The 12,044-nt window shown below is 62.4% G+C and carries 15 protein-coding genes; 8 read left to right on the forward strand and 7 right to left on the reverse strand.

Annotated elements, in window-relative coordinates:
• Positions 1 to 163: 163 nt before the first annotated feature.
• The gene (locus AC0L27_RS10160) at positions 164 to 787 is read left to right on the forward strand and encodes an outer membrane protein (RefSeq protein WP_275172436.1); all 624 of its coding nucleotides are present in this window, start codon (positions 164 to 166) and stop codon (positions 785 to 787) included.
• Positions 788 to 873: 86 nt separating this feature from the next.
• Here the strand turns inward: AC0L27_RS10160 and AC0L27_RS10165 are convergent, their stop codons facing one another.
• From AC0L27_RS10165 to AC0L27_RS10180, 4 genes are all read right to left on the reverse strand, one after another.
• Positions 874 to 1,089 (reverse strand): cold-shock protein, encoded by a 216-nt coding sequence (locus AC0L27_RS10165; RefSeq protein ID WP_092029496.1) that lies wholly within the window; start codon positions 1,087 to 1,089, stop codon positions 874 to 876.
• A 249-nt stretch (positions 1,090 to 1,338) separates the two neighbouring features.
• Positions 1,339 to 2,199 carry a 23S rRNA (adenine(2030)-N(6))-methyltransferase RlmJ gene (locus AC0L27_RS10170; protein WP_354208221.1) on the reverse strand — a complete coding sequence of 287 codons (861 nt, stop codon included), beginning with the start codon at positions 2,197 to 2,199 and terminating at the stop codon, positions 1,339 to 1,341.
• A gap of 52 nt (positions 2,200 to 2,251) precedes the next feature.
• A complete protein-coding gene (locus AC0L27_RS10175; RefSeq protein WP_354208220.1) occupies positions 2,252 to 2,944 on the reverse strand; it encodes a ribonuclease T2 in 693 nt (230 codons plus the stop codon).
• Positions 2,945 to 3,063: 119 nt separating this feature from the next.
• Positions 3,064 to 3,528, reverse strand: a complete 465-nt coding sequence (locus AC0L27_RS10180) for a hypothetical protein (protein WP_027565385.1) — start codon at positions 3,526 to 3,528, stop codon at positions 3,064 to 3,066.
• Between the two features lie 182 nt (positions 3,529 to 3,710).
• Here AC0L27_RS10180 and AC0L27_RS10185 point away from each other — a divergent pair, with 182 nt between their 5' ends.
• Positions 3,711 to 4,004, forward strand: a complete 294-nt coding sequence (locus AC0L27_RS10185; protein ID WP_354208219.1) for a hypothetical protein — start codon at positions 3,711 to 3,713, stop codon at positions 4,002 to 4,004.
• A gap of 44 nt (positions 4,005 to 4,048) precedes the next feature.
• Positions 4,049 to 4,579 carry a DUF3617 domain-containing protein gene (locus tag AC0L27_RS10190; RefSeq protein ID WP_354255190.1) on the forward strand — a complete coding sequence of 177 codons (531 nt, stop codon included), beginning with the start codon at positions 4,049 to 4,051 and terminating at the stop codon, positions 4,577 to 4,579.
• Between the two features lie 105 nt (positions 4,580 to 4,684).
• Here AC0L27_RS10190 and AC0L27_RS10195 read toward each other — a convergent pair whose 3' ends face one another.
• From AC0L27_RS10195 to AC0L27_RS10205, 3 genes are read right to left on the reverse strand one after another with little or no spacing between them, the layout of a single operon-like run.
• Complete coding sequence (locus AC0L27_RS10195; protein ID WP_275172441.1) at positions 4,685 to 6,073, reverse strand: ATP-binding protein; 1,389 nt, start codon at positions 6,071 to 6,073, stop codon at positions 4,685 to 4,687.
• An 18-nt stretch (positions 6,074 to 6,091) separates the two neighbouring features.
• Positions 6,092 to 6,823 carry a response regulator gene (locus tag AC0L27_RS10200; RefSeq protein ID WP_275172442.1) on the reverse strand — a complete coding sequence of 244 codons (732 nt, stop codon included), beginning with the start codon at positions 6,821 to 6,823 and terminating at the stop codon, positions 6,092 to 6,094.
• Positions 6,820 to 7,359, reverse strand: coding sequence for a MarR family winged helix-turn-helix transcriptional regulator (locus AC0L27_RS10205; RefSeq protein ID WP_007596846.1), 540 nt, complete (start codon positions 7,357 to 7,359; stop codon positions 6,820 to 6,822). Before AC0L27_RS10205 ends, AC0L27_RS10200 begins: the two co-directional genes overlap by 4 nt.
• Positions 7,360 to 7,698: 339 nt before the next feature.
• Between AC0L27_RS10205 and AC0L27_RS10210 the strand changes: the two genes are divergently transcribed.
• From AC0L27_RS10210 to AC0L27_RS10230, 5 genes are all read left to right on the forward strand, one after another.
• Positions 7,699 to 8,781, forward strand: coding sequence for a branched-chain amino acid aminotransferase (locus AC0L27_RS10210; RefSeq protein WP_354208217.1), 1,083 nt, complete (start codon positions 7,699 to 7,701; stop codon positions 8,779 to 8,781).
• Between the two features lie 106 nt (positions 8,782 to 8,887).
• Entirely contained in the window at positions 8,888 to 9,412 is a 525-nt protein-coding gene (locus AC0L27_RS10215) for a YegJ family protein (protein ID WP_354208216.1), read from the forward strand.
• Between the two features lie 80 nt (positions 9,413 to 9,492).
• Positions 9,493 to 11,205, forward strand: a complete 1,713-nt coding sequence (gene hisS / locus AC0L27_RS10220) for a histidine--tRNA ligase (RefSeq protein ID WP_354208215.1) — start codon at positions 9,493 to 9,495, stop codon at positions 11,203 to 11,205.
• Positions 11,192 to 11,467, forward strand: coding sequence for a tautomerase family protein (locus AC0L27_RS10225; RefSeq protein ID WP_354208360.1), 276 nt, complete (start codon positions 11,192 to 11,194; stop codon positions 11,465 to 11,467). Before hisS ends, AC0L27_RS10225 begins: the two co-directional genes overlap by 14 nt.
• A gap of 178 nt (positions 11,468 to 11,645) precedes the next feature.
• Entirely contained in the window at positions 11,646 to 12,041 is a 396-nt protein-coding gene (locus tag AC0L27_RS10230; RefSeq protein WP_354208214.1) for a thioesterase family protein, read from the forward strand.
• Positions 12,042 to 12,044 lie beyond the last annotated feature (3 nt).

The raw sequence follows: 12,044 nt of genomic DNA on the forward strand, positions 1-12,044 counted from the left end.
ACTTAAGCCTGTTAACAGCGCGGTAACCCGACTTAACAGGCCTTTAACTTAAAACTCTCGATAAATCGTACGCGAAAAAGTCGTGGTTCCGTAACCATGCGGTTTTGCCTCGCGCGGCGGCGCGGGCATCGCACCGGTTGGGACAGTTGCGTTGGAGTGTGTGATGAAGGGGCTCGTTGTGGGCGCAGCCGCGTTGGCTGCAGTCGGCTGGACGGCTTCGGCAGAGGCCGCCGATCTCAATTACGGGCAGCGTGCGCCCTACACGGTCAATCAGCCGCTCAACGCCTATAGCTGGGCCGGTCCGTATCTCGGTGCCAATCTCGGCTACGAATGGGGCTCGGTGAACAACAATCCCGCAAAACCGTCGGGCTTCGTCGGCGGCGTTCAGGCCGGCTACAATTTCCAGAACGGTCCTTGGGTGTTCGGCGTCGAGGGCGACATCCAGGCCGCCGGTGCCGACGACACTTTCGCGCCGTGGAAGTTCTCCAATCCGTGGTTCGGCACCCTGCGCGGCCGCGCCGGCTACGCCTTCAGCAACGTGCTGTTCTACGGCACGGCGGGCCTCGCCTTCGGCGAGCTGCGTGCACAGACGTTCGGCTGGACGGAGTCGCACACCAGCGCCGGTTGGACCATTGGTGCTGGTGCGGAAGTCGGCTTCGCGCCGAACTGGAGCGCCAAGCTCGAATATCTCTACATCGATCTGTCGACGAGTCAGTTCGCGATTACAGGCGTGTCAAACGGCTATAGCGCCAGCGTTGTGCGCGCAGGCGTGAACTATCACTTCTGATACCCAAAGAAGAAAATACCGGACTACAGCCTCCCGGCCGCTCGCGGCCGGGATTTTTTTTCGCCGGTGTTTTCGCGTCGGACTCGCTAGGACAAGATGACCAAATCGACCGCCTTCGGCCCCTTGCCCTTCTTGTCCGGCTCGACTTCGAAAGTAATACGCTGTCCTTCGGCAAGGTCCTTCAGTCCGGCCCGCTCCACAGCAGTAATATGCACGAAGACGTCGCGGCCCCCGTCGTCCGGTTTGATGAATCCGTAGCCGCGCTCACCGTTGAAAAACTTGACCGTTCCCGTCATGGCCATCGGGAAACTCCCCCTCATTGCTCCTCCGTCGTGACGCAGACGCACGTCACGACATGACCGGGCCTTACGAAGCCCGGGAGCTGGCCATCCTTGGGCAGACCATTCGGTCCGACTGGATCTTTCTTAGGCCTTCACTCCGCCGCAACCATTCGCGGAAGCGGAACGTAAAGCCAGTCACTGAAACAGCATAATACGGTTCTCTGCAGATTGACCACCGCTCCTGCATATTTTTCCCAAGATGCCGGAGTGTTACGGCCTCGGCACCTCTAATCGGAATCTGGCAGCGCCACCCTGGCCGAGGGGCATTTCCAGCTCCGGCAGGATCGTCTTGAGCTCGCCGTGCAATGTGTAAGGGGGATTGACGATCAAGAGCCCGGTGGAGGTGAGGGCTGCGCCGTCGGCTTGCGGCGCTACGCTGAATTCAAGCCGCAGGCATTTTCCCGGCGGCTTTGCGACGGCTGCGAGCCGCGCCACTGATTGCACCAGCGCATCAGTGGCCCGCCGGCTCTTGGCGGGATACCAGATTACATAGATACCGGTCGGCCATTTCGCGAAGGCCGCCGAGAAGGCCTCGCCGAGCTTGTCGAACTCGTCCTTGGCCTCGAACGGCGGGTCGATCAGGACGATCCCGCGCCGTTCCTTTGGCGGCACGAAAGCCGGCAGTGCCATCCAGCCGTCGAGGTCGACCACGCGGGCCTGCTCGTCGTGGCGGAGCACGCCGATCAGCGCTTTCCGCGCCTTCGGCTCGAGTTCGCAGGCGACGAGGCGGTCCTGCGGCCGCATCAGGGCGCGCGCGATCAGCGGCGAGCCCGGATAGGCCTTGAGCTCGCCCTTCGGATTGAAGGCGCGGACGATGTCGAGATAGGGCTTGGTCAGCGCCATGGCGTCGTTCGACAGCCGCGCCTGCATCAGCCGCCCAATGCCCGTCAGCCACTCGCCGCCGCGGCGTGCCTCGTCGCTTTCGAGATCGTAGAGGCCGGCGCCGGCATGGGTGTCGATGACGCGGAACGCACCCGGCTTGTCCTGGAGGTAGGTGATGATGCGTGCCAGCACGATGTGCTTGATGACATCGGCGAAGCTGCCGGCATGGAAGGCGTGGCGGTAATTCATGCAAGAGCACTACGCCACGTGACGGCTTGAGCAAAGAGGCACGACGCCTGGGCTACCCACCCCGGATCGGCGGCATTGTCACTTGGTCGCGGCGGCAGGCGCGGCGGTCGATCTCCTCGCAGGCGCGGAATTGCAGGTCCTTGCTGAGGCAGATGCGGACTTCCGATAGCCGCGTCCGGTTGCAGGTGATCGAGACGGCGGCATTGCTGAGGCCCGGATTGGCCTTGATGAAGGCCTCTTCCACCTCCGCCGGCGCCACGGTCTTGGCCTGCGATAGATCGAGATATTCGGCCGGAATCTTGATTGCAGCGCGCGCCTTCCGGATCGTCTCGAAATAACTGCGGTCGGCCAGCCCCGAGCAGGTGCCGTGCTTGTCCCACTCGTTGAAGATCAGCCCCGGCGCCGGCATCAGATCGAGCATGGAGGAGACGATGCTGCGGTTCAGCCGCGGCGACGGCCGCTGGCAATATTCCGGAAAACCGTTCTCATATTGCGGCCACAGACCGTGGACCACGAAAGCGTAGGGCCGTCCGCTGCACTGGATCTGCGAGCGGCCGCCGCGCTCCGCCGCCTCCTCGCAGAAGGAGGGCGACCACGACAGCGACAGCACATAAAAATCGAATTCGCCGGGCGTGTTCTGCCGCTTGTCCTGGGCCTTGGCGCCACCGGCCAATGCAGCCAACCCGGCTGCAAGCGTCAGCGAGATCATCAGACGGGAGAACGAATGCAATCTGGAATGAAACATGGCGACGCCCCTCAACTAGACTGTGCAGATCAGCCTAGCAGGCGATAGGAACATTTCAAGAACAAAATTCGGGCGACCGTCGTTCGGCCGCCTGACCGCTCCGATCCGGACTTCTTCGATTATTGTTTGGCGGCGCGGCAGGCCGGGTTGTAGGCCCAGTTGCGGTCGAGCCCAACCACGCACCATTCGACGCCCTGACCGTAGCCGGCGAAGCCGCCATCCTCGACGATCGAGAAGTGCACCTTGCGCATCTTGCCGTCCGTGAGCATGGCCTCGCCGGTGCAATAGCGGCGAGGAATGTTGTCGGATGCCCAGGGCCGGAACGCGGTCTCGTGAACCGCGGCGAAGCCGGTGATCTTCAATGAGGAATTCCAGAACGAGCTTTCTTTCTCCCAGAACTGGCTGGCGATCGTCGGCAGCGCCCTGTCGCATTCGGAGACATTGCCGTCATAGCGCGGCCCGCTCAGCCAGAAATTCAGCTCCAGCGGATTGGCAGCCCTGGCCTCGCCGAGCGACAGCGCCCCGAACAGGAGGCCGAGCACGGCGGCGAAGCGGAGCGATTTCAGGAAGGTCGAGGCGCGCATGGATGATCCAGACAGCATGATCTGCGAGGGTCCGACGGTGCCGCGAAGGCCGGAGGAGGTCAAGTGCAGCGCGGCAACACTTGCCGACGAGTTGACCGCAATGCTGCACTAGAGGGGCCTTCCGTTCTTTCCACCGCCGCGCTGGCACCGTAAACTGCCGCCAACCAATCGGAGTGACGGGAATGCGAATCATTGCGGCCGCGGGCCTTCTTGCCCTGGGTATGATGGCGAGCCAGTCGGCGCGCGCCGATCTGCTTCCGGTGCCTCCGTTCAAGGGCAACGACACCGGCGGCATCATCGCCTATTCGATGGCAACCCAGACCGATGCGCGGCAGGTCGCGGTCGATCACTGCGCGCGCTACGGCAAGGTCGCCAAATTCCTGGCGGTGCAGGCCTATGAGGGCGGCTACATCTCGTTCTCCTGCCGCTGGGTGCCCTATGGCGCCGCCGAGCAGCCGATCCGCACGCTCTACTGAGGCGCTTTCGCAACGCCGCTATCTCGCAGCCGGGAGCTTCCCACATGACGCGCAAACTCGCTTTGCTCGGCTCTGCACTTTGCTTCGTCTTGTCGGCAGGCAGCGCTCGCGCTGAAGACCTGCCGGTGCGCAAGGCGGGCCTGTGGGAATTGAAGATGGTCAGGACCGGCACGCCCGTGCCCGAGATGACCATGCAGCACTGCACCGACGAGACCGTCGACAAGGAGATGAACAACAACGTCTCGCCGATGGCCAAGCAGATCTGCGCCAAGCAGGACATCAAGAAGACCGCGACTGGCTATGTCAGCGATTCCGAGTGTAGCGTCGCCGGCATCAGCACGACCTCGCATGCTGAGATATCAGGCGATTTCAATTCGGCCTATACGGTGAAGACGTCGTCGCACGCGCAAGGCGGCGCCGCCGGCGCGGCAGGCCGCGACACGACCATGCAGCTCGAAGCGAAATGGCTGGGGGCCTGCAAGCCGGACCAGAAGCCCGGCGATATCGTGATGCCCGGCGGCTTCAAGATGAACGTGCGCGACATGGACAAGCTGAAAGCGCTGTTGCCGAAGTAGGGAAGATCGTAGCCCGGATGGAGCGAAGCGAATCCGGGGCCGGTGCATCGATCGCGAAGAAAGAATCCCGGATTGCGCTACGCTCCATCCGGGCTACATCACCGGTTACACCGGTATCCGCACGCTCGCCCTTAATCCGCCCATCGGGCTGTCGCCAAGCGTGATGTCGCCGCCGTGCGAACGCGCTATATCGCGGGCGATCGCGAGGCCAAGACCCGTGCCGCCTTCGTCCTGGTTCCGGGCGTTGTCCAGCCGCAGGAATGGCTTGAACACCTCTTCGCGCAGATGGGCGGGAATGCCCGGCCCGTCGTCGTCGACCGTCACTGTCAAATAACGGTGATCGCGCTGGCCGGTAATGGCGATGCTCTTGCCGTAGCGGGCGGCGTTGGTGACGAGGTTGGCGAGGCAGCGCTTGAACGAGGCCGGCTTTACCGTGACCACGGGCAGCCCGTTGAACGCGACGGTCGCCGTGTGGCCGTGGCGTTCGGCGTCGCTGCGCAGCTCCTCGAGCGCTTGCGCCATGTCGGTCGGCTGCGACTGCTCGCCGGAATCGCCCCGGGCAAAGGCGAGGTAGTCCTCGAGCATCATCGACATCTCGTCGACGTCCTTGCGCATGCCCTCCATTTCGGGGCTGTCGCCGATCAGCGCCAGCTCGAGCTTGAACCGCGTCAGGATCGTGCGCAGATCGTGGCTGACGCCGGCGAGCATTGCGGTGCGCTGCTCCATCGTTCGCTCGATGCGCGATTTCATTTCGAGGAAGGCGACCGATGCGCGCCGCACCTCGCGCGCGCCGCGCGGGCGGAAATTCGGCGCCTCGCGGCCCTTGCCGAAGCTTTCGGCGGCGTCGGCAAGTCGCAGGATCGGCTTGATCTGGTTGCGCAGGAATAGCACCGCGACGATCAGCAGGATCGAGGACGTGCCGACCATCCAGAACAGGAAAATCTCCGAGTTCGAGGCATAGGCGGCGCTGCGTTGCGCGAACACGCGCATCACGGCGTCGTCGAGCTGGATCCGGATCTCGACAAGGTTGGAGCGGCCGACCGTGTCGATCCAGAAGGAGCGCCCGATCTGGCGGCCGAGCTGCACCGACAGCGTCTGGTCGAGCAGCGAGAAGAACGGCTTTGGTCCCGGCGGCGGCATGTCGCCGGCCGGGAGGAAATCGACGACGAGGCCGAGGCGCTGCTGCGCGATGCGGCGGATCTGGTCGCGATCCCGGTCTTGCGGATAGCCCTTGTAGACGTCGATCAGCGCGGCGATGTCCTGCACCACGGCGGCCGACAGGCGGCGTGTCACCGTGTTCCAGTGCCGCTCCATGAACACGAAGGCGACCACCGATTGCAGGATCACCATCGGCACGATCATGATCAGCAGCGCACGCGCGTAGAGGCCGGTCGGCATCCAGCCCTTGAAGGCGTTGCCCATCCAGCCATTGGCGGCAGAGACGCGGCCGGCGGCGCTCTTCAAAAGCGTCAGGCCGGTATCGATCGTGCTCATCGGTGGCGCTTCACTTTATTATGGCGAGGCTACCAGCCGATAGCCGATGCCGCGCACGGCCTGGAGGAACAGCGGATTGGCGGGATCGGTCTCGATCTTGCGCCGCAGGCGGTTGATCTGCACGTCGACGGCGCGCTCGTTGACGCTGCCATTGCCGGTCAGCGCGCTGCGCGGCACGGTCTCGCCCGGTGTCTCCGATAAAATCCGCAGCATCTCGCGCTCGCGGTCGGTGAGGTGAATGACGTCTTCGCCCTGACGCAATTCGCCGCGGTCGAGGTGATAAATGTACGGGCCAAACGCGATCTTCTCGACCGCAGCGGCCTGCGGCGGCGGCGCGGCGCGCTTGAGGATGTTGTTGATGCGCAGCGCAAGCTCGCGCGGCTCGAACGGCTTTGCGACGTAGTCGTCGGCACCGATCTGCAGGCCCTCGATGCGCGCTTCGGCTTCGTGCCGCGCCGTCAGCATCACGATCGGCACCGAGGACGAGGTCCGGATGAAACGGGCGAGATCGAAGCCGGTCTCGCCGGGCATCATGACATCGAGGATCAAGAGGTCGAAGTGCAGGCCCATCAGCTTCGCGCGAGCGTCGCTGGCGCTGGCGGCGGTCGAGACGCGATAGCCTTCGCCTGCAAGGAAGCGTGAGAGCAGATCGCGGATGCGGCGGTCGTCGTCGACCAGCAGGAGATGCGGGGCATCGTCGGCGGGGCGTGCCGGCGGGCGTGCGAGCGTGGCAGCGAGCGGCACGGTCACTCCTTGTCCTGATTGACGGTGGCAAAGATCGTCTCGAGCACCTTGTCCGGATCGTCGCGGTCGATCATCGCGCGCAGGAAGCGCTTGACGGTCTCGGCATCCTGCGGCGCCATCTCGGCGAGCGCCTTGGTGATGCGCGTGGTCTGGAGGCCGGCGAGCTTCTGCACCAGCGCCTCGCCCTTCGGTGTCGCAAACAGCAGGCGTTGGCGGCGATCATTGTCGCCGGTCTTCTGCACGATGTAGCCCTCGTCGAGGAGCTGCTTGAGCACCCGGCCGAGCGATTGCTTGGTGATGCGCAGGACGTCGAGGAGGTCGGCGACCTTGAGCCCGGGATAACGATAGACGAAGTGCATGACGCGGTGATGGGCCCGGCCGAAGCCGAATGCCTCCAGCTCCTGGTCGGGATCGCCGACGAAATCGCGATAGGCGAAGAACAGCAGTTCGATGATATCCCAGCGCAAATTGCCTCCGTCGTCTGCGGCCGGCCGCGGCCCGGCAGCGTCTTGAGAAGGAGTCGCGAAATTTATGTCAGGCATATTGACGTATCTTGGTTTGAATGTTACAAAACGATCAGCCCGTACGAAATTTTAGATCGTTTCGCATCGGGTGGGCATCGAAGCAAGGCGGCCGCACAGGGCCGGACAGGCGGCGACGGCCGGAGCAGATCTACCGTGCGATTGTCGAACGGCATTTCGGCAAAACATACTGGACTTCCGTCTTCCGCAAAAGCATGTCCTCGGTGACATGCTGGCCACGGAAACCGGCCGTAACAAGGCTGGCGGCGGTTCGGCCAGAAACCAATCGAGCCAGCCGGGCCCAAATCAGGGCAGGCGGGTGCCAGAACGGCGCCGCCACCGGCAGCGGGAGGCAAGGACATGAGCATGAAATTCGACATCCAGCCCGCATCCAATCCGACCCCCGAGAAGGATCGGGTCGCCAAGCTGGTGGACCCCGGCTTCGGGCGGGTCTTCACCGATCACATGGCGGTGGTCCGCTACAACCAGGCCAAGGGCGGCTGGTACGAGGCGCGTGTCGAGGCCCGCGCTAATTTTCAGCTCGATCCGGCCGGCGCCGTCCTGCACTACGCCCAGGAAATTTTTGAGGGCCTCAAGGCCTACAAGCGCGACGACGGCGGCGTGAACCTGTTCCGACCCGACGCCAATGCACGGCGCTTCAAGGACTCGGCCGACCGCATGGCGATGGCGCAGCTTCCCGAAGACGTCTTCATCGAGGCGGTCGAGCAAGTCGTGCGCATCGACCGCGCCTGGATGCCGGGCGGCGAGGGCAGCCTTTACCTGCGCCCGTTCATGATCGCGAGCGAGACCTTCCTCGGCGTCAAGCCGTCGTCCGAATACATCTTCGCGGTGATCGCCTCGCCGGTCGGCTCCTACTTCAAGGGCGGCCCCGCGCCGGTCTCGATCTGGGTGTCCGAGAATTACACGCGCGCTGCGGTCGGCGGCACCGGCGCCGTCAAATGCGGAGGCAACTATGCCGCAAGCCTGCGCGCGCAGGCCGAAGCGATCCAGCACGGCTGCGATCAGGTCGTCTTCCTCGATGCGATCGAGCGCCGCTACATCGAAGAGCTCGGCGGCATGAACGTGTTCTTCGTGTTCGACGACGGCTCGCTCTCGACGCCGCCGCTCGGCACCATCCTGCCCGGCATCACCCGCGATTCCATCATCGCGCTGGCCAAGGACACCGGCAAGACCGTGCGCGAGGAGCCGTACTCGCTCAACCAATGGCGCAAGGATGCGGCAAGCGGCAAGCTGAAGGAGGCGTTTGCCTGCGGCACCGCCGCCGTGATCTCGCCCATCGGCACGGTGCGCTCGGTGAGCGGCGATTTCGAGATCAGCGGCGGCGCGGCCGGCCCGGTCGCCATGGGCCTGCGCAAGCAGCTCGTCGACATCCAGTACGGCCGCACCAACGACCCGCACAACTGGATCCGCAATCTGTCTTGATTTTTGCCCTCTCTCTCTTCGCTCGCGGGGAGAGAGAGGCGCAATGAACGCGACACGATGATCGTGCGACAAAGTCCGAGACCTCGAATACCTGGACATCGCGATCATGACATCCACTCTTCCCCAGTCCCTGAAATGGGTGGTTCTTGCCGCGGTCACCGGCATCACCGTATTCGGCATTCTGACCATCGGCCCCAAGCCGGATGTCTCCGCTGAGGGCCGTTCGCCCGTCGTCGACGTGCGGACCACCGATCCGGAGATGAACACCGCGATCGCGCGCGCCCGTGGGACGCTGCCGACCTTCTGGGCCTCCTACGAGGCGCCGAAGCCGTCGGAAACGGGGCATGCCCTGAAGGTGCACTTTTCGACCCGCAAAGGTGGTGAGCACATCTGGATGGCCGAGGTGAAGAAGCTACCCAATGGAGCCTATTCCGGCCTCTTCGCCAACGAGCCACGCGATCTGCCCGGCAAGCGGGCAGGCGACAAGGTCGAATTCACTGAAGCCGACATCTCGGACTGGATGTTCATGCGCAACGGCAAGATCGTCGGCGGCGAAACCATCAAGCCGACGCTGAAGTCGCTGCCGAAAGCTGACGCGGATGCCCTCCGGGCTCGGATGGAGCAGCCGTAACCCAAGTAACGTTTAGTTCTTTGGAGGAGGGGTGGCCCGCCGGGTTGCCCTGCCGCGCCTCGGCTGGTACCTAGCCGGATATGAGAGAAAAGGTCAAAAAGCCACAAAAGTTGAAGGCGCGCCTGCCGCGCGGACTCGAAGATCGCGGTCCCGACACAATCGCTGCCACCCGTCAGATGGTCGAGAAAATCCGCGAAATCTATGAGCGCTATGGCTTCGAGCCGGTGGAGACGCCGGCGATGGAGTACACCGATGCACTCGGCAAGTTTCTGCCCGATCAGGATCGACCAAATGAAGGCGTGTTCTCGTTTCAAGACGACGACAAGCAGTGGATTTCCTTGCGCTACGACTTGACCGCGCCGCTCGCCCGCTACGTCGCGGAAAACTTTGATAGCTTGCCGAAGCCATATCGCAGCTATCGCGCCGGTTATGTCTATCGTAACGAAAAACCCGGCCCCGGCCGTTTCCGTCAGTTCATGCAATTCGATGCCGATACCGTAGGTTCGGCGTCCCCGGCGGCCGACGCCGAGATGTGTATGATGGCGGCCGATACAATGGAGGCCCTCGGCGTTCCTCGTGGCAGCTATGTGGTTAAGGTGAATAACCGCAAGGTGCTCGATGGAGTTTTAGAAGTGATTGGCCTCGGTGGCGAAGAGAACGCTGGCCGCAGGCTTACTGTTTTACGTGCAATAGACAAGCTGGATAAGTTTCCGGTCGATGAAGTGCGAAAGTTGTTGGGGCCCGGCCGATGGGACGGCGGCGAGGAAGGCAAAGGCGACTTCACAAGGGGTGCAGGACTTTCGATCGAACAAATGGAATTGATCTTCCAAGTAGCTGGCGGTCAAAACCTCTCTTGGGAACGTATTGATACCCAGAACCATCCTGCAACAACTGACGAAATTCTAATAAGCGCGGAGCAACTTGCGGAACATTTGCGTCGCGATGATGCGAGTATTCCGATCGGCGGACATGGGACGTATTTCTTGTCGAATCGGGGTGCGATCGCCCAACGACGGAATATTTTGAATCATTCTCCGAGAGCGATGCAGGGTTTAGATGAGCTTGAAGAAATAATCAGCGTCGCGCAGAGCTCTGGATATGGATCACAACGAATTCGAATAGCATCCGAGGTGGTTCGAGGCCTCGAGTACTACACTGGCCCCGTCTACGAAGTGGAACTGTTGCTTCAAACCACTGACGAAAAAGGACGGCCAATGCGTTTTGGTTCAGTGGGCGGCGGTGGCCGTTACGACGGCCTTGTATCTCGCTTTCGGGGAGAGCCCGTACCTGCGACCGGCTTTTCTGTAGGAGTTTCGCGATTGCTGGCTGCGCTCGCAACGCTAGGATCGCAAGACACTAAGCCCGCCTTTGGACCAGTAGTCGTGCTTGTAATGGATCGTGATCAGATTCACCGGTATCAAAGATTTGTTACGACCTTGCGCGACTTTGGCATTCGCGCTGAACTTTATCTTGGCAATCCAAAAAACAATCTAGGTGTGCAATTCAAGTACGCCGATCGTCGAAACTCCCCTTGTGTCGTAATTCAAGGCAGCTCTGAGCGAGATAACCCTCACGGTAGGCCAATTGTCGTTGTGAAGGACCTTGCATTGGGAAAGACCGTTGGGCAGCGAACCGAAGACAGAGACGACTATCTGCAGCATCAGATGATGGCGCAAAAAGCTGTCTTTGAAGAAGATCTTGTGCCTGCCGTCCTTGAAATCCTCCGAAGGCATGATGTGAAATGGAATTGGCCTTATGGCGAGAGGGTAGAATTGCGCCATCTTCAATCATGATGATTGTGATGGTGCCGAGTTCATCTTGAACGCGAGCAATAACAAAAGGGAGAGAAAAATGCCTGAGATCACTGTCAGCATGGCCGAAGGCCGCACCGACGAGCAGAAGGCCGGCATGATGCGCGACATCACCCAGGCACTGGTGAAGAACCTCGGCGTCGATGCCGACGCCGTCGTCATCCAGATCAACGAAGCCCCGCTCCGCCACAAGATGAAGGGCGGCAAGACGTTCGTGGAGCGCGCGGCGGCTGCGAAGAAATAGTCACCCCTGTAGCTGCAAACGCAACTGTCGTCCTGGCGAAAGCAAGGACCCATTATCCAAACGGCAGTTGTTGCAGCAGGTCGTGGTTTAGACCGCGCATGACAATTTTCGGTCGGGGTAATGGGTCCCGGATCGGCGCTCGCTTTGCTCGCTTGTCCAGGACGACGGGGGAGGGCCCATGGACGCACGTGACTTCATCAAGGTCGGCATGAGCGCCGAGCGCACGCTGGTGGTGCCGGTGGAGCGCACGGTGGGGCATTTCGTGCCCGGCATGCCGATGGTCTATGCGACGCCGATGATGATTCTGGAAATGGAGATGACGTCGGGCGACGCGATCCGCAGCGCCCTTCAGCCGGGCTGGGTCACCGTCGGCACCGAGGTCGACATCCGCCATCTTGCAGCAGCCCTCGTCGGCGCGACGGTGCGGACCAGCGCGAAGGTCTTCGCAGTCGAGCGCCGCGTCATCCGCTTCGAGGTCGAGGCCTTCGAGGGCTCGCGAAAACTCGGCGAAGGCCGCCACGCGCGCGGGCTCGTCAATGTCGAGATGTTCAACAAGCGGCTGGGGGCGACGTAGCCC

Source organism: Bradyrhizobium sp. Ken51, assembly GCF_055807435.1.